Origin of the sequence: Actinocatenispora rupis (genome assembly GCF_016861975.1) — a bacterium.
Lineage (GTDB): Bacteria > Actinomycetota > Actinomycetes > Mycobacteriales > Micromonosporaceae > Actinocatenispora > Actinocatenispora rupis.
Genome location: NZ_BOMB01000017.1, coordinates 146,915 through 163,916, shown reverse-complemented (window position 1 = coordinate 163,916; position 17,002 = coordinate 146,915). Strand labels below are relative to the sequence as shown.

Sequence of the window (17,002 nt, the reverse complement as noted above, 5' to 3'; positions counted from 1 at the left end):
CGCCCGGAGGATCACACCAGTCGGTGAATCACACCCAGTCGGTCGATCACATCCAGTCGGTGAATCACACCAGTCAGCCAATCGCACCAGGAGGAGGTAGAGCATGACCGTCGTCGATCTCGGCCCGGCCAACGTCGGGTACCCGCTGATGAGCGGGCTCGTCGTCGGTGACGTCTGCCGCGTCGGCTCGCGCAACCTGTCCCCGGCCCGGATCGCCGGGTACGACCTGCGCACCGGCACCGTGACGTCCACCGTACTGTTGCCGACCGGCAACTTCGTGCAGGCGCTCGCACCGGCACCCGACGGCGGCGTGTACGCCGGGGTCACCAAGGCCGCCGACGCGGTCAACATCTACCACTGCACCGAACGGACCGCCACACCGGTCGCGGCCGTACCGGGGATGTTCGTGCGGACGATCGCGGTGGCGCCCGACGGCACGGTGTACGTCGCCGGCCGGGAACCCCGTCGCGGCCGCGGGACCGCCGTCTACTCCTGCTGTCCCGCAACGGAAACCGTCACCGAGCTGGCCGTACCGGATGCGGCGGCGACGCAGACGCTCGCGCTGCTGGCCACCGACGACGTCGTGTACGCCGGCACCGGCAGCAGCCTGGCCGGCGGCAACGGGGCGGCCCATGCCGGGGTCGCCGCGATCGACCGCCGTACCGGAGCGGTCACCCCGCTCGGCGGTGACGTGCTCGGCGCCGACCCGACCGTACGGGCGTTGGCGCGGCAGGGCGACACGCTGATCGTCGGTACCGAGGGGGATCCGGCGCGGCTGGTGCTGATCGACCTCGCCGATCCGGGGCGTACCACCGTGATCCCCGTGCCGGACACGAAGGCGGTGACGAACCTGCTCGTCGTCGGCGACGACCTGTACCTGGCCTGCGCGCAGCGCAGCGCCCTGCTGCGGTACCGGAACGGCAGCCTGACCGAGCTGGCGGTGCCGGTGCCGGACGGCGAGACGTGGGGGCTGTCGGCGTACCGCGGTGCGCTGGTGGGCGTGTCGTCCGGCGGATACCTGTGGACGTACGCGGACGGGACGGTCGAGGTGCGGCAGCTCGCCGAGCACGGTGCCCCGGCCGGGCCGCAGCTCGGCATGTCGGTCGGCGCGGTCGGCGACGAGGTGCTCGTCGGCGGGAACTTCTCGATGACCCGGCACCGGCCCGCGTCCGGCACGCGCGAGCTGGTGCCGATGCCCGGCGAGGTCAAGGACACCGTCACCGTGGACGACACGCTCTACCTCGCCGCGTACAACTCGCAGGGGCTGTTCCGCTACCGGCCGGGCCGCGACGACGCGCCGCACCGGGTCGCGCGCCTGCCGGTCGAACAGAACCGTCCACACTGCATCCGGTACTCCCCCGACCACGACCTCGTACTCGTCGGCGTGCAGGCCGACACCACCGGCGGTGGCTGCCTCGCCACGTACCGGCCGGCGGACGGATCGCTTGCGGTACATGCCGATCCGCTCGGCACGCAGATGCTCAGGGCGGTGGCGGTCGGCGGCGCCGTCGCGTACCTCGGTGGCGACAGCCCGGACGGCCCCGCCGGCGACCTCGCCGCGATCGACCCGGCCACCGGCGTCGTCTCCTGGCGCCGATCCACCGGTACGGTCGGCATCAGCGGGCTGGCCGTCCTCGGCGACCGGCTGTACGCGCTCACGCTGCGCGGCCGGCTCCTCGTACTGCCCGCGACGCCGGGGCCGGACGCGCCCGACATCCTCGCCGAGGCGGACCTGTCCGCGGTCGCGCCGGACCGGGGCCGGCTGTACCCGGTCGACGGCACCCTTTACTGCGTTGCGGCGCGCGCACTGTCCACCATCGACCCCCGCACCCTCACCGCCACGGTACGCAGCGAGCTGGCCGGCGAATGGTACAGCGGGGCACGGCTCGCGGCCGGACCGAGCGGTCGGCTCTACACGCTGCGCGGTCGCAACCTCGTGCAGATCGGTTGACCCGCAACGGATCCGCGCGGTTCCCGGAGCTGATCCGGTCGGCCGGAATTCGTTGCACCGCGACAACCGCCCCGGATCGGTTCTGCCGGCGGCGCCCTCCGTTCCGGGACGGAGGGCGCATCGCCCGTGCCGCAACGGATCGACGCCGCGGCGGGCGGGTCAGCCGGCGGCGACCCAGGTCGGCGAGCTCCACGCCCACTCGTCGTTCACCTGCCGCACGCGCACGTGGTACCAGTCGCGCCGGTCACCGGGGCGTTCCTCGACCAGCTCGGCCTCCACAGTGGACAGCGAGTCCGGTACGGCCCGGTGGAACTGGTACGCGCCGGAGACGAAGCCGCCGGTGTAGCCGGTACGCGGGCCGGCGAGCAGTTCGGCGAGGGTGTGTTCGGCGGTCACGCCGTTGGCCTCGGCGACGACCCGGGTCGAGCGGTCGCCGCGGATACGCAGCGCGATGCCCTGCGTCGCATCGGTACGCACGGTCGGGTTGCCCCTCGTCAGCGTACGCAGCCGGACCGCGTGGGTGCCCTCGCGGCCCCAGTCGGAGAAGCTGAACCGGTCGGGCTCGGACTCGGCCGGGGCCACGATGTCCTCGCCGCGCAGCCGGGGTTCCACGCCGAGCAACTGTCCACCGTGGACGGTCAGCCGGACGTCCCACTCCACCGGTACGCCGAGCTGCCCCCACCCGACGCTGAACGCGACGGTACCGAGGAAGTCGGCCTCCTCGACCGGACGCGGGCGTACCCGGTGGACGACCTCGCCGTTGCGGACGATCTCCAGGTAGTCGATCTCGTCGCCGCCCGCGGCGCGCGCCCACACCCGGCGTTCGCGTGCGGCGGGCGCGACCTCGCCCATCAGCGCGTCGTTGACCCCGGTCGCCAGCGTGATCCGGTCACCGGTCAGCGCGTACGTCCGGCGGGCGGTGATCGCGTCCCAGATCCCTTGTCGCGTCAGCGAATCCGCCCACACCGCCAGCCGGCCGTACCCGTGGCTGCCGGGGTGCGCGCTGTGGTGGTCGGTCGAGCCGATGAAGCCGAACAGGTGCCCGCGCTCCAACCCGTGGTACGCGGTCGATCCCTCGTCCCGCGGCCCCATCGTGTGCAGGTACGGCCGGGGCGCGCGGTCGGACTCGCCGCAACCGTGCATCGACATCATCTCGACCACCGGCGCGAACTCCGGCGTGTACGTGTCCCAGTTGACGCCGCGCCAACCCTTCTGGTACCCGATGTGGTGCGGCAGCGCGAGCGCGGGCAGCCCGCCGGCGGTCAACCGGCGCAGTTCGTCGCGCAGTTCCGGCAGGCTGCCCGAACGCAGGATCGGCCCGTGGTCGCCGCGGTAGTAGACGCAGTGGTCGCCGTAGGTCATGGAGTGCCACTCGAACGACAGCAGCGACACGAACCGGCCGTCCTCGTGCACGTCCGCGGTCACCTGCTGCACGTGGTCCCAGCAGTCGGCGAGCCGCCGGAACCCCGTCTCGTGGTACTCCCGGACGCGCGCGATGCGGTCGTCGCCCTCGGGCATGTCGTGCCAGTGCGCGTGACCGGTCACGCTGGCGAAGTCGAGTTGCAGCCGCGCGTTGCGGTACGCGTCGGAGATGCTGCCGTGGCCGTAGCTGATGCCGCAGTGGTTGTGGATGTCGCCCACGTACACGGACCGGCCCTGGTACCGCTCGTCGGTGGCGTCGCGCATCGCCCCTCCGGTTCGCTTTTCTATCTCATCGGAATAAAGTCGGAGCCTATCCCCTGACCGCCCTCGCGCCAAGAGGAGTGGAGATGTTGACCCGACGTACCGTGCTGCGCGGAGCCCTCGCCGCCACAGCCGCCGCGGCCGGCGCCACCGCCGGTGCCGCCCACCCCGGACCGTCCGCCACCGCCGCGCCCGTACCGACCAGTGACGTCGGTGACGCCGCGTTCTTCGGCGCCTGGGACGCCGGCGCCTGGACCACCGCACCCGCCCTCGACTACGCCGGTACGCCCGCGCTGGCCGACGTCGAGAGTGCCGCGAAGGCCGGCGACTACCCGGCCGCCGGCGACGCGCTCCTCGCGTACTGCCGGAGCCGGCCGGCGCGCACCACGCCGGACTGGAGCTACAACGGCGTGTACGTACCCGGTCTGGTGCCGCTGTTCCTCGACACGATCTGGACGCTCGGCAAGGGCGAGATCTACCGGTCGACGCTGCACGTGACCGGCACCGACACCGCGGTGACCACCGACGTGACCGACCTCGTCGGCCCGGCGCGTACGGCCGGCGGGCTGGGCTTCATGCTCATGGCGCGAACAAAGTCCGCCCGGACGATCGAGTTCCACAGCGCGCAGGCAGCGCAGGACGGCCCGACGCTCACGCTGCGGATGCCGGACGGTACGACGCGCACGCTGACCCCGAGCCAGGACACGTACATCGCGAACGGGGCGGACGCGACGACGTCCTTCGGCGACAGCGCCGTCCTCCAGGTCCGCGACGAGGGCACCGGACCGTACTCGGCGACCACGCGCAAGGCGTACCTGTGGTTCGACCTGACCGGGCTGGGCGCCGATCCGGCGGCGGCGAGCCTGCGGCTGGTCGGCCGCGACACGTCCGGCGACGGCGCGGACGTCCTGCTGTACCAGGAGAAGGAGGGGTTCGACGCGGCCACGCGGACCTGGTCGAACACCGTGCAGAACACGTTCTCCTGGCAGGGCGACCCGGGCGGGTTCGACTGGAAGAAGCCGGCCGGCGCCGACAACGAGTACGGCTACCAGCTGCCGCGCTTCTACTTCGCCGGCCCGGTCGCCGACGCGTACGCGGACTCGCGCGACGAAAGTGACGCGGCCGGGCTCATCGGGCTGATGCTCGACTTCGTCGCCGACGCCGACTCCTACGGTGGGGCCGCGGGCGCGGGCAGCTTCCCCCGCAACCTCGACGCCGCCGCGCGCTTCCAGAACTGGACCTACGCGTACGAGATCCTGCGCACGAGCCCGTCGCTGACCGCCGCGGCCAACACGGCGATCCTCAAGACCGTCACCAAGGCCGGCCGGTTCTTCACCACGACCACCTCGACCACCCCGAACTGGATGGTCACCATCAAGTCCACGCTGCTGTACCTCGGGGTCTGCTTCGCCGAGTTCAGCGCCGCGGCGGGCTGGCGCGACAACGCGCAGGACTACCTGACCCGCGTCCTCACCGACGCGCTGTACCCGGACGGCGGGTACGTGGAGGCCAGCTCGTCGTACGCGATGGGGGTGGCGCAGGACTTCGTCGGCGACGCCACGGTGTGCCAGGCGAACGGGTTCGCGTTCGAGGCCGCGGGGGCGCTGCGGTCGCTGGCGTGGTTCCTCGCCGACCAGACGTACCCGAACGGGTTCGACCCCGCGTACGGCGACTCCAGCTACGGCGACCAGCGCGGGAAGCTCGGCACGCTCGCCGAACTGCTCGACGACGACGCCCTGCGGTACGTGGCGACCGGCGGGGCGCACGGCACCGCGCCGGACCACACCTCGGTCGGCTACCCGGACACCCGGGTCGCCGTGCAGCGCACCGGATGGCGCGGCGACGACTGGTACCTGCGGCTCAACGCCGACCGCGGCGCGCACTCGCACCCCGACGAGCTGGCCGTCCAGGTGTACGTCGCGGACCGGCCGCTGCTGCCCGCGATGGGCGCCTTCACGTACTCCGACGACCCGAAGTCGGCGTGGCTGCGCGGGCGTACGCAGGCGAACAACACGGTCGAGATCGACGGCAGGGCACAGGATTCCACCGCGCCCGGCGCCCTGACGACCGCGTTCGCGAGCCCGTGGGTCGACCTCGCCGCCGGCTGGACCGACGGTACGCCGGGCGTGCGGCACACCCGCACGGTACTGTTCGTCCACAAGGGACTGTGGCTGGTCACCGACGATCTCGTGCCCACCGACGGCGGCGAGCACGGCTACGAGCAGACGTGGCACCTGCTCCCGGACGCGGATCCGGTGCTGGACAACGGAACCGCGACGACCCGGTTCGCCTCCGGTACCAACCTGCGGATCGTGCCGGCGCGCCCGGACCGGCTCACCGCCACCCTCCCCACCGGCCTGTACTCCCGCGTCACGTACGAGGTCACCGACGCCCGGTACGTCTCGTACGCCACGCGGGCGACCGGTCCGCTCACCCTCGACACCGTGCTCCTCCCGGTACTCCCGGGCCAGCCGCGGAACGCCCGCGTGACCCCGACCGGCGCCGGGCTGCGCGTCGACGTCACCGGCACCGCGCCCGCCACCGGCTACCTGCTGCGACCGGGCACGACGGGCGGGTACCGGCTCACCGGCACCCTCGGGTACGCGGAGGCGAACGGCCCGCGGCACCGCCTGCTCCTCGCCGGAACCGCCCTGTACCAGGACGACACGGCGCTGCTCGCCACCGACCGGCCGCAGACCGTCGCGGTACGACTCGACCCGGCCGCCGGTACGGTCGCTGTCGACGGCGCCAGCGCCGAGCTGCGGATCGCCGCGCCGTGGGCGAGTCGGGTGACGGTCGACGGCGTGGCGACCGCGTTCACCCGGTCCGGCACCACCATCACCGTGCACCCCTGACCGCTACCGGCCGGTCGGGACGCGTCAGGTGCGTCCGCGACCGGCCCGGCCCCACGAGACGAGACGGCCGGTCCCGCTGTGGCATCGGGCCGCGCGCCGGGCTCAGCTCGCCGAGGCCATCCCGGTACGGTCGGCCGCCAGCTCGGTACGGGCGAGGGACGCGGCGCCGAGCGCGACCGCGTCGCTGCCGAGCCGGGCGTGCAGCAGCCGGACGGGACGGCCGCTGACGGGCGGTTCGGCGGTGAGGGCGCGCCGGATCGCGGGTTCCAGCAGCGACCAGGCGCGGCTCACCCCGCCGCCCACGACGACCGTGGTGACGTCGAGGACGCCGGCGGTGACCAGCGCGGCGCGGGCGATGCCGGCGGCGGCCGCGTCGTACACGGCGATCGCGTCCGGGTCGCCGCGTCCCGCCGCGTCGGCCACGTCGCGGGCGGTGGCGTCGCGTCCGGTGCGCTCGGCGTACCGGGTGGCGATGGACCGGCCGGAAGCGAGCGTCTCCAGGTGCCCGCGCCCGCCGCAGGTGCACGGCAGCTCGCCGAACCCGGGTACGTGGCCGATCTCGCCGGCGGCGCCGTTCGGGCCCTCGTAGAGCGCGCCGTCGAGCCAGAGCGCGCCGCCGACGCCGGTACCGAGGGCGATGCCGAGCAGGTCCGGTTCGCCGGCACCCGCCCCGCACGCGACCTCGCCGCGCAGGAACGCGTTGACGTCGTTGTCCAGGTACGCCGGGACGTCCAGCGCGGCCCCGATCGTCGCCGTCACCGGGTATCCGGACCAGTCGTGGAACGAGTCGCTCGCCACGACGATCCGTCCGGTGCCGGTGTCGACCACGCCGGCCGCGCCGACACCCACCCCGAGCAGCCGGCCGTACCCGCGGGTGAGCAGCAGCCGCAACGCGTCCAGCGCGGCGCCCATCATGGCGTGCCCACCGGCGGCGGCCGGCGTCGGCACCTCCGCCCGGTCGAGTACGGACAGGTCCGGTGTGCAGAGCAGGACCTGGGTGGTGGTGCCGCCGATGTCGATCCCGGCGTACACCTCGGCTGCGCTCATGCCGACGGTCCGGCGGACGCGGCGAGGCGGTCGGCGCGGCGCTGCCGCTGGAGTACCGGATCGGGCACGGGGACGGCGGCGAGCAGGCGGCGCGTGTAGTCGGTTTCGGGGCGCCGCAACGTGGACCCGGTACTGCCCTGCTCCTCGATGCGCCCGTTCCGCAGGACCACGACGCGCTGCGCGAACTGCTGCACCACGGCGAGGTCGTGCGAGACGAACAGGCAGGCGAAGCCGAGTTCCCCTTGCAGGTCGGTGATCACGTCGAGGACGGTCTTCTGCACGCTCACGTCCAGCGCGCTGGTCGGCTCGTCGGCGACCAGCAGCCGCGGTTCGAGTACCAGGGCGCGGGCGAGGCTGACGCGCTGCCGTTGCCCGCCGGACAGTTCGCGCGGGGCCCGGTCGGCGAGCGCGCGCGGCAGCCGTACCCGTTCGAGGGCGTCGGCGACGCGGTCGCGGCGTTCGCGGGCGGACAGGCCGCGGCGGTGGATGAGCAGCGGCTCGGCCACGCACTGCGCGACGCTCATCCGGGCGTCCAGCGACGCGACCGGATCCTGGAGTACGACGCCGATTCCGGCGCGGAGGGCGCGGCGCGCGCGGGACCGGGCACGCCGCAGGTCCGTACCGAACAGCGACACGGTGCCGGCGCTCGGCGCCACGAGCCCGAGCGCGACCCGGGCCGCGGTCGACTTGCCGGAGCCGGACTCGCCGACCAGCCCGACCGTCTCCCCCGGGTGTACGGCGATGGACACGTCGTCGAGTGCGCGGACGGCGCGCCGGCCACGGCCGAACACCACGGACACGCCGCGCAGGTCGACCACCGGTTCGGTGCCAACAGCGGCGGATCCGTTGGGGTGAGCCGGATCCGGCTCGTCCACGACCAGTCGCGGGACCGCGCCGAGCAGCCGCCGGGTGTACTCGTGCCCGGGCCGCAGCAGGACCTTCTCCACGTCGCCGGTCTCGACGATCTCGCCGCGCAGCATGACCGCCACCCGGTCGGCGAAGTCGGCCACCACGCCCATGTTGTGCGTGACGAGCAGGACCCCGGTACCGGACTCGGCGGCGAGCCGGCGCAGCAGGTCCAGGATCTCCGCCTGTACGGTCACGTCCAGCGCGGTGGTCGGCTCGTCGGCGATGAGCAGCGCCGGCTCGTTCGCGATCGCCATCGCGATGACGACGCGCTGCCGCTGCCCGCCCGACAGCTGGAACGGGTACGCCGACGCGCGCCGTTCCGGGTCGGGGATGCCGACCCGGCGCAGCAGCTCGACGGCCTCCCGGCGGGCGTCGGCGGCCGACACCCGGCGGTGGTTCCGGATCACCTCGGCGACCTGGGAACCGATGCGGGTCAACGGATCCAGCGCCGTCGCCGGCTCCTGGAACACCATCGACACGGTACGCCCGCGCAGCCCGGCGAGCGTGCCGTCGGACGCGCCGACCACCTCGGTACCGGCGATCGTGGCGCTGCCGCTCGCGCGGGCGTTGCCCGGCAGCAGGCCCATCGCGGCGAGCGCCACGGTCGACTTGCCCGACCCGGACTCGCCGACCAGCGCCAGCGTCTCCCCCGGCCGTACGGCGAGCGACACTCCCCGTACGGCGGCGACGTCACCGGTGTCGGTGCCGAACGTGACGCCGAGATCGGTCACGTCCAGGATCGGTGCGCCCACCTCCGGGCCTCCCTTGGCACTCATGCCCGCCCCCGTACGTCGAACGCGTCGCGCAGCCCGTCACCGATCGCGTTGAACGCGCAGACCACGAGGATGACCGCGACGCCCGGCGGGACGATCAGCCACCAGCGCCCCGAGTACGCGGCGGTCAGGCCGGCGGACAGCATCCCGCCCCAGTCGGTGGCCGGCGGCCTGATCCCCAGCCCCAGGTACGACACGTACGCGACGAGCATGATCGCGTCGGCGATCTGGAACGTCGTCGCCACGACGATCGTGGACACCGAGTTCGGCAGTACGTGCCGGGTGATGGCGCGGGCGTGCGTACCGCCGATCGCGCGCAACGTCAGCACGTAGTCCCGGTTCTTCAGGGTCAGCGTCTCGGCCCGGATGAGCCGGGACGGCACCAGCCACGACACGCAGCCCAGGATCGCGATCATCCCCCAGATGCCGGGGCTGAGGATCGCGGAGACGACCAGCAGGACGAACAGCGCCGGGATCGCGATGCCCGCGTCGACCACGCGCATCATCACCGAGTCGGTCCAGCCGCCCGCGTACCCGGCGACGGCGCCCCACGCCATCCCGATCACCGTGGCCAGCGCGCCCGCGGCGAGACCGACCAGCAGCGACACCTTCCCGCCGTACATCAGGCGACCCAGCTCGTCGTGCCCGACCGCGTCCGTACCGAGCAGGTGCGCGGCGCTCGGCGGCAGGTTCACCGCGTGCAGCGCCGTGTGCGTCTGGTCCGTCGGGTACAGGACCGGGCCGACGAAGCAGAACAGCACGAACAGTACGACCACGCCGAGGCCCACCACGGCCAACCGGTTGCGCCGGAACCGCCGTACCGCCAGGCGAAGCCCGGTGACGCCGGCGGGCTCCCCCACCTCGATCTGGCCCGGTGACAACACCGCGCTCATCGTTGCTCCTTCCGGGGCGTCACGACCGGCCACCCGCCACCCGCGGGTCGATGACCCGCTGCAGGATGTCGGCGAGCAGGGTGCCGACGACGGTCGCCACCGAGATCACCAGGACGCAGCCCAGGAGTACCGGGTAGTCGGAGGACTGCGCGGCACTCCAGAACAGCAGGCCCATGCCGGGGTAGTTGAACAGCTGCTCGACCACCAGCGCGCCGCCGAACAGCACCGGCACGTAGTAGCCGAGCATGGCGGTGACCGGGGTCAGCGAGTTGCGGAACACGTGCCGCCAGAGGATCGCGCGACGCCGGGTACCCCCGGCCCGCGCGGTCCGTACGTAGTCCTCGGACAGGTTCTCCAGCGTCGCCGCCCGCATGTACCGGCTGAACACGGCCACCATCGACGCGGCCCCGGCGATCACCGGCAGGACCAGCCCGGCCGGGTCGGACAGCACCTGGCCGAGCGTGTCGCCCTGCGGCGCCTGCGCCGGGAACCACGGCAGCACCTGGCTGAACAGCAGCACCAGCAACAGACCCAGGAAGTACACCGGGGTCGCGTACGCGACGAAGCTCAGCGTCGTGATCGCGTAGTCGAACGGCTTGTTGCGGCGGACCGCCTGCCACATGCCGAGCGGGATCGCCAGCAGCAGCCCGACGATCGCCGACAGCACGGTCAGCACCAGCGTCTTCGGCAGCCGCTGCACGATCAGCGTCGACACCGGCTCGTTCAGCGTGTACGACGTGCCGAGGTCACCGGAGGCCAGCGTGCGCAGGTAGTACAGGTACTGCGCGGGCAGCGGCTTGTCGAGCCCCTGCTCGTGGTTGAACTGCGCGATCTGCTGTGCCGTGGCCTGCGCGCCGAGGATCCCGCGCGCAGGCCCGCCGGGCAGCGCGTGCAGCAGGCAGAAGACCACCACCGTGACGATGAGGATCACGAGTACCGCCTGCAGCACGCGCCGGGCCAGATACATGAGCGTGCTCATGGACCGTCCGTTCCGTTCCGACTCACTTGCCGGTCCACGCCCACTGGGCGGGGTGGAAGTTCGCCAGCGAGTCCTGCGAGAACCCGCCGAGGCCGTTCTTCACGACCGAGATCTGGTAGTCGGGCTCCGGCAGCCAGATCACCGGCAGGTCCTTGGCCAGCGCGGCGCTGTAGTCCTGCATGGCGGTCTGCGAGTTGGCCGTGGTCGTCGCCGTGATGAGCTTGTCCACGTCCGGGTTGGAGTAGTTGCCGAAGTTCGAGCCGCCCTTGCTCTGGAACAGCGAGTCGCCGGTCGGGAACGCCGGGAAGTACCAGCTGCCCGCGGTGCCGAAGAACGACAGCTGCCACTTGCAGATCGGCTGGTCTGACGTGCACTGCGGGGTCTGCGACAGGACCGAGTTGACCGGCGCGGTCTTGATGGAGAAGCCGATGCCGGACTTCGCCAGCGACGACTGGATCGCGCTCATCATGTTGTCGGTCACCGCCGAGCCGGACTGCGACAGCACCTCCAGCTGGAACTTGGTACCCGCCTTGACACCGGCGCCGCACTGGCTGGCCGACGTACCGGGCCTGGTGCAGACCATGACGCCGTGCTGCTTGGTCCAGCCGTGGCTCTGCAGCAGCGCGGACGCCTTCGCCGTCGAGAACGGGTACGGGTTGTTCTGCTGCGCGTCGGACACGAAGTTCGACTGCTGCGCCTGCGGGACCGGGCCGTACCCGGGGACCGCGGTGCCGTTGAAGATGGCCTTGACGAGGCCGTCCTGGTCGACGGACATCTGCACGGCCTGCCGGGCGTACAGCTGCTTGAAGACCGGGCCCATCGTCGGGTTGTTGAAGTTGTACGGCATGTACGTGATGGCCCAGCCCGTCCACGGCTTCACCGCGTACCCGCGGTTGGTGAACGAGTCCTTCTGGTCCAGGTCCGTCGCGTCGATGTAGCCGTAGTCGACCGAACCGGCACGCAGCGCGTTCTCCTCCGCCGCGGTCGTCGTGAACGGCATCAGGTTGACGGTCTTGATGTGCGCCTTCTCGCCACCGTCGTACGTGCCGTTCGCGCGCAGCACGACCTTGCCGGCCGTCGAGAACGACTTCACCGTGTACGGCCCGCTCACGGTCTTCCACAGCGGGTTCGACGCGTACGAGCCGATGTCCTTGGCGGCGGTGTTGAGGTAGGTCCACACCTTCTGCGCGCCCGCGGTCGTACGGTCCGCGTCCGACACGGCGGCCGACGCGCCCGTCTTGTCCCACACGTGCTGCGGCAGCGGCGTGATCAGGCTCAGCTCGTTCGCGAGCATCCACTGGCTGTTGTACGCCTTGTCGAACGTGATCGTGAGGTGCCGGGCGTCCGTGGCCTTCAGCGAGGTCCAGTTGTCCGGCGCCTTGCCCGGGCTGTAGCCCGCCCACGCCTTCTTGTTGCCGCGGATCAGGTTGTACCAGAACTCGACGTCGCGGGAGGTCAGCGCCTTGCCGTCGCTCCAGTGCCGGTCGCCGAGCGTGATCGTGACGCTCTTGCCGTCACCGGCGAAGTCGGCGGCGGAGGCGATCGACGCCTTCTTGTTCCAGCCGATCGAACCGGTCGACCCGTCGTACGCGACGAGCGGCTCCCACAGCGTCGCGGCGATCGACACGTTGTTGGTGTTCAGGTGCGCGGCCGTACCGATCGGGAGGATCCAGTTCGGCGTGAAGTTCGCCGGCAGCGCGTAGTTGATCGAGTCGGACGAGGCGGACGACGAGCCGCTCGTTCCGGTACATCCGGCGAGCAGCGCGCCCGCCGACACGGCGGCGCCCGCGACGAGCGCCCAGCGGCGCCGCGCGGCCGTACGGACAGGGGACATGACTCTCCTCGGGGGGGCCTGAGCGATCGCGAGCCAGTCAACGACGCCGTCCTCCGAAAAAACAGAGGGGCCACCGTAACAACTCGGTTTCTGCCGATCGGAAAAAAGCCGGAGCCCCCTTCAGCACCCGACCGATGGGCTCTGATGTGCTGTTTTGCACGCGCAAGGAAGTTCGGCGAGGGCGCCGACCGCCTTGTCCCGGCACCGCCGCCCGGCGTACTCTCGCCGTCGCCACCGCGTCTCTGGAGAAGTTAGCGACACGATGCCTGAAAAAAGCACCCGGCCCCGCGCGGGCGCCCCCGCCGCCCCGACGCTCGCCGCCCGCGTGCTCGAACTGGTCGCCTCCGGGCAGGCCACCTCGCGCACCGAACTGGCCGACCTGCTCGGTGCCGCGCCGTCCACCATCTCCACCGCCGTCGGGCAGCTCGTCGAGCGCGGCCTGGTCGCGGAGTACGGGACGCAGTCGTCCACCGGCGGCCGGCCGCGCAAGGTACTCCGGCTCGGCGGTACCGACGAGTTCGCCGTGGCGGCCGACGTCGGTGGCCGGCACGCGCGCATCGGCGTCGTACTCTCCGGCGGCGCGATCGCCGACGTGTCAACGGTTCCGTTCGCCGTCGGCGACGGCCCCGAGGTGGCGCTCCCCCGGCTCGCCGACACGCTGGAGGCGCTCGCCGAACAGCGCGGCCGGGCCCACCTGCGCGGCGTCGGCCTCTCGCTGCCCGGCCCCGTCGACGTCGCCGCCGGTACGGTCACGCTGCCGTCGCGGATGCCCGGCTGGAACGAGTTCCCCGTCGCCGCCTGGCTGGAGGAGCGGTTCGGCCTGCCCGCCGCGGTCGACAACGACGCGAACTGCATGGCCGTCGGCGAGCACGCCGCCCGGCCGGCCGAGCACCGGCAGTCGATCACCGTCAAGATCGGCTCGGCGATCGGCGCCGGCGTCATCGCCGACGGCCGGCTCTACCGCGGCGCGACCGGCGCGGCCGGCGACATCACCCACGTCCGCATCGACGCCGCCGTCGACATCCCCTGCTCCTGCGGCAACACCGGCTGCCTGGAGACCGTCGCGTCCGGTGCCTCGCTCGTCCGCGAACTTGCCGCCACCAACCCCACCGTACGGTCCACCGAGGACGTGGTCCGGCTCGCCACCGAGGCCGACCCGGACGCCACCGGCGCGGTCCGCCGGGCCGGGAAGTACCTGGGGATGGTGTTGTCGGCGAACGTCAACTTCTTCAACCCCGACGCCGTGTACCTCGGCGGCATCCTGTCCACGCTCGAACCGTTCGTCGCCGCCGTCCGCAGCCAGCTGTACGAGGGCTGCCACCCGCTCGTCACCAAGCACCTGGTGATCGAACGTGTCCGGCTCGGCGCCGACGCCGGTCTGGTCGGCGCCGGCCAGTTCGCGCTGCAACGCGCACTGGACCGCGCCCTGGAGGCCGTCACCGGCGGCGGCCGGACCCTGTCGCGCTGACCGCATCCCTTGTCCCGCAACCCGTACGAGGAGCCATGCCGCAAGACCGCACCCCCCTCTCCCGCCCCGTCATCGCGATCGCCGGGCTCGGGATCGAGTCGTCGACGTTCTCCCCGGCCCGTACCGAGGCGCCGGCGTTCCACCCGCAGCGCGGCGAGGAGGTCCTGACCCGGTACCCGTTCCTCGCCGCCGGCGAGCCGTTGCGCGCCGCCGCGGACTGGCGTGGCGCGCTGGTCGGCAAGTCGCTGCCGGGCGGGATGGCCACCGCCGCCGCGTTCGCCGAACTGGCCGACGACCTGGTCGCCCGGCTCGCCGCGATGCCGCACCTCGACGGCCTCTGGTACGACATCCACGGCGCGATGAGCGTCGAGGGCATCGACGACGCCGAGGCGCTGCTGCTGGACCGGATCCGTACCGTGATCGGGCCGGACGTGCTCGTGTCCACCTCGATGGACCTGCACGGCAACGTCTCCCGCCGGCTCGCCCACCAGAGCGACCTGATCACCTGCTACCGGATGGCGCCGCACGAGGACTACCTGGAGACCAAGGAGCGCGCCGCCCGCAACCTGGTGCAGCTACTGGAAAGTGGCGCGCCGCGGCCGGTGAAGGCGTGGGTGCCGGTGCCGGTCCTGCTGGCCGGCGAGCAGACCTCCACCCGCATCGAGCCCGCCAAGAGCGTGTACGCGGCGGTCGAGGAGGTCGAGGCCACCGACGGCGTCATCGACGCCGCCATCTGGGTCGGGTACGCCTGGGCCGACGAGCCGCGCAACCGCGCCACCGTCGTCGTGACCGGCGAGTCTGAGCAGGCTGTCGCCGCCGGTGCGGAACGGCTCGCCCGCGGGTTCTGGGACGCGCGCCGCGACTTCGCGTTCGTCGCGCCGACCGGGACGCTCGACGAGTGCCTCGACGCCGCGCTCGGCTCCACCGCCCGGCCGTACCTGATCAGCGACACCGGCGACAATCCCACCGCGGGTGGCGCCGGCGACGTGACCTGGGGGCTGACGCAGGTCCTCGCCCGGCCCGAGTTCCGCGACCCCGACGGCCCGATCGTCATCTACGCCTCGGTACCGGGGCCCGCCGCCGTCGACGCCGCCGTACGCGCCGGGATCGGTGCGACGGTCACCGTCACCGCGGGCGCCGAGGTGGACGACCGGCACGCCGGGCCGATCACCCTCACCGGCGTCGTGCACGCCGTACGGCACGGCGACCGGGACGCCGAGACCGAGGTCGTCCTGCGCGTCGGCAGCGTGTACGTGATCCTCACCCGGCTGCGCAAGCCGTACCACCACGAGCACGACTTCACCGACCTGTCGCTCGACCCGCGCGGCGCCGACATCGTCCTGGTCAAGATCGGCTACCTGGAACCGGAACTGTTCGACCTGGCCGCCGACTGGAAGATGGCGCTCACCCCCGGCGGCGTCGACCAGGACCTCGTACGCCTCGGGCACCGCCGGATCCGGCGGCCGATGTTCCCGTTCGACCCGGACATGGCCGATCCGGACCTGTCGGCCCGGATCATCCCCGCCTCCACCGCGCCGCTCACCGGCGCCGACGAGTAGCCCCGACACCGCGGCGGGCCACACCCGGCTCCGGCCCGCCGCGGCACGCACGTGTCGGCACGGCCCGCCGCGGCACGTCCGGCACGGCACCGGGCTTCCGGTACGGCACGCCGCGGGGTTCGGGCACGTTCGGGCCGGCGTACGGGGACGGATCGGGCACCCGGGCCGGCACATCGGGTGCCACCGCGGTCTGATCGGTCAGATCGTCGCCGAGCGCCCGGTGCGGCCACCGCCGCCGGAGGTAGCGTGCCGCCGGGTCGCCGATGGCTCGGGGTGGTTGCCGATGGCACGAACGGACACCACAGGCGCGACGGTACGGAGACTGGCGGTCGTCGTGGCCGCCGCCGGTGTCGTCGGCTGCGCCCTGTTCCTGTACGGCCTGTGGCACACCCCGAACTACGCGCAGTCGCTGTTCGGCCGTACCGGGTCGGACTCGTTCGCGCTCAAGTCGCAGCTCGCCACCGCGGTCCTGGTACTCGCCGGCGTCCAGGTGCTGCTGGCGCTGTGGATGTACCGGCGGCTGCCCGGCAGGCCCGCCGTACCCCGGCCGGTACCGGTCACGCACCGCGTCGTCGGCGCGGCCCTGTTCGTCCTGAGCCTCCCGATCGCCGTGCACTGCATCCTGGCGTACGGCGTGCGGCTCGGCGATCCGCGCACCGCCGTGCACTCCGTCGCCGGATGCGTGTTCTACGGCGCGTTCACCGCGAAGGTCCTCGTCGTACGCAGCCGGCGCCTCCCGTCGTGGACGCTGCCGGTCGCCGGCGCCCTGCTCGCCATCACCATCGTCGTCCTCTGGTACACCAGCGCCCTCTGGTACTACAACGGTTTCCGGGTGCCGCTGCTGAGCTGACCGCCGCGGGCGTCAGTGCCGCCAGGTGTGCCGATCGGGCACCGCACGACCCGAGCGCCCGGACGACCGGGACCGGCTGACGGCCGTACGGATGTCCTCGTTCCAGTGCAGGAGGCGCTCGATCCGCCAGCGGCGCAGCGCGGCGGCGATCCGGCCCAGCAGACCGCTCATCCGTGCCTCACACCACGCGGAACGACGGAA

Annotated in this window: 12 protein-coding genes; 5 read left to right on the top strand and 7 right to left on the bottom strand. The window is 72.6% G+C overall.

The window, feature by feature from the left end:
- The first annotated feature begins 103 nt into the window (after positions 1–103).
- Positions 104–1,951: a PQQ-binding-like beta-propeller repeat protein gene (locus Aru02nite_RS15575; RefSeq protein ID WP_203658235.1), complete on the top strand. Its 1,848-nt coding sequence runs from the start codon at positions 104–106 to the stop codon at positions 1,949–1,951.
- Positions 1,952–2,110: 159 nt separating this feature from the next.
- On the opposite strand, the gene Aru02nite_RS15570 is transcribed toward Aru02nite_RS15575, so the two are convergent.
- Entirely contained in the window at positions 2,111–3,637 is a 1,527-nt protein-coding gene (locus Aru02nite_RS15570) for a DUF3604 domain-containing protein (RefSeq protein ID WP_203658234.1), read from the bottom strand.
- An 83-nt stretch (positions 3,638–3,720) separates the two neighbouring features.
- On the opposite strand from Aru02nite_RS15570, the gene Aru02nite_RS15565 reads away from it, so the two are divergent.
- A complete protein-coding gene (locus Aru02nite_RS15565; protein ID WP_203658233.1) occupies positions 3,721–6,489 on the top strand; it encodes a heparinase II/III family protein in 2,769 nt (922 codons plus the stop codon).
- A 102-nt stretch (positions 6,490–6,591) separates the two neighbouring features.
- Here Aru02nite_RS15565 and Aru02nite_RS15560 read toward each other — a convergent pair whose 3' ends face one another.
- The 5 genes from Aru02nite_RS15560 to Aru02nite_RS15540 are packed head-to-tail and all read right to left on the bottom strand — an operon-like array spanning position 6,592 to position 12,924.
- Complete coding sequence (locus Aru02nite_RS15560) at positions 6,592–7,536, bottom strand: ROK family protein (protein ID WP_203658232.1); 945 nt, start codon at positions 7,534–7,536, stop codon at positions 6,592–6,594.
- A complete protein-coding gene (locus Aru02nite_RS15555) occupies positions 7,533–9,221 on the bottom strand; it encodes a dipeptide ABC transporter ATP-binding protein (protein ID WP_203658231.1) in 1,689 nt (562 codons plus the stop codon). The genes Aru02nite_RS15560 and Aru02nite_RS15555 overlap by 4 nt, the downstream gene beginning before the upstream one ends.
- Positions 9,218–10,111 (bottom strand): ABC transporter permease, encoded by an 894-nt coding sequence (locus Aru02nite_RS15550; RefSeq protein WP_203658230.1) that lies wholly within the window; start codon positions 10,109–10,111, stop codon positions 9,218–9,220. Before Aru02nite_RS15550 ends, Aru02nite_RS15555 begins: the two co-directional genes overlap by 4 nt.
- A 19-nt stretch (positions 10,112–10,130) precedes the next feature.
- Entirely contained in the window at positions 10,131–11,090 is a 960-nt protein-coding gene (locus Aru02nite_RS15545) for an ABC transporter permease (RefSeq protein WP_239076709.1), read from the bottom strand.
- Positions 11,091–11,112: 22 nt separating this feature from the next.
- Complete coding sequence (locus Aru02nite_RS15540) at positions 11,113–12,924, bottom strand: peptide ABC transporter substrate-binding protein (RefSeq protein WP_203658229.1); 1,812 nt, start codon at positions 12,922–12,924, stop codon at positions 11,113–11,115.
- A 262-nt stretch (positions 12,925–13,186) separates the two neighbouring features.
- On the opposite strand from Aru02nite_RS15540, the gene Aru02nite_RS15535 reads away from it, so the two are divergent.
- From Aru02nite_RS15535 to Aru02nite_RS15525, 3 genes are all read left to right on the top strand, one after another.
- Entirely contained in the window at positions 13,187–14,392 is a 1,206-nt protein-coding gene (locus Aru02nite_RS15535) for an ROK family transcriptional regulator (protein ID WP_203658228.1), read from the top strand.
- A gap of 35 nt (positions 14,393–14,427) precedes the next feature.
- Complete coding sequence (locus tag Aru02nite_RS15530; RefSeq protein ID WP_203658227.1) at positions 14,428–15,951, top strand: M81 family metallopeptidase; 1,524 nt, start codon at positions 14,428–14,430, stop codon at positions 15,949–15,951.
- 283 nt (positions 15,952–16,234) lie between these two features.
- Entirely contained in the window at positions 16,235–16,801 is a 567-nt protein-coding gene (locus Aru02nite_RS15525; protein WP_203658226.1) for a DUF6529 family protein, read from the top strand.
- A gap of 12 nt (positions 16,802–16,813) precedes the next feature.
- Here the strand turns inward: Aru02nite_RS15525 and Aru02nite_RS15520 are convergent, their stop codons facing one another.
- Entirely contained in the window at positions 16,814–16,972 is a 159-nt protein-coding gene (locus Aru02nite_RS15520) for a hypothetical protein (protein WP_203658225.1), read from the bottom strand.
- Positions 16,973–17,002: the final 30 nt, after the last annotated feature.

What these genes read in the sequence shown, in the direction of transcription:
- Aru02nite_RS15555 (WP_203658231.1), bottom strand. Translation starts at nt 9,221, where the DNA reads ATGAGTGCCAAGGGAGGCCCGGAGGTGGGCGCACCGATCCTGGACGTG.
- Aru02nite_RS15570 (WP_203658234.1), bottom strand. Translation starts at nt 3,637, where the DNA reads ATGCGCGACGCCACCGACGAGCGGTACCAGGGCCGGTCCGTGTACGTG.
- Aru02nite_RS15565 (WP_203658233.1), top strand. Translation starts at nt 3,721, where the DNA reads ATGTTGACCCGACGTACCGTGCTGCGCGGAGCCCTCGCCGCCACAGCC.
- Aru02nite_RS15560 (WP_203658232.1), bottom strand. Translation starts at nt 7,536, where the DNA reads ATGAGCGCAGCCGAGGTGTACGCCGGGATCGACATCGGCGGCACCACC.
- Aru02nite_RS15525 (WP_203658226.1), top strand. Translation starts at nt 16,235, where the DNA reads ATGGCACGAACGGACACCACAGGCGCGACGGTACGGAGACTGGCGGTC.
- Aru02nite_RS15545 (WP_239076709.1), bottom strand. Translation starts at nt 11,090, where the DNA reads ATGAGCACGCTCATGTATCTGGCCCGGCGCGTGCTGCAGGCGGTACTC.
- Aru02nite_RS15540 (WP_203658229.1), bottom strand. Translation starts at nt 12,924, where the DNA reads ATGTCCCCTGTCCGTACGGCCGCGCGGCGCCGCTGGGCGCTCGTCGCG.
- Aru02nite_RS15575 (WP_203658235.1), top strand. Translation starts at nt 104, where the DNA reads ATGACCGTCGTCGATCTCGGCCCGGCCAACGTCGGGTACCCGCTGATG.
- Aru02nite_RS15530 (WP_203658227.1), top strand. Translation starts at nt 14,428, where the DNA reads ATGCCGCAAGACCGCACCCCCCTCTCCCGCCCCGTCATCGCGATCGCC.
- Aru02nite_RS15535 (WP_203658228.1), top strand. Translation starts at nt 13,187, where the DNA reads ATGCCTGAAAAAAGCACCCGGCCCCGCGCGGGCGCCCCCGCCGCCCCG.
- Aru02nite_RS15550 (WP_203658230.1), bottom strand. Translation starts at nt 10,111, where the DNA reads ATGAGCGCGGTGTTGTCACCGGGCCAGATCGAGGTGGGGGAGCCCGCC.
- Aru02nite_RS15520 (WP_203658225.1), bottom strand. Translation starts at nt 16,972, where the DNA reads ATGAGCGGTCTGCTGGGCCGGATCGCCGCCGCGCTGCGCCGCTGGCGG.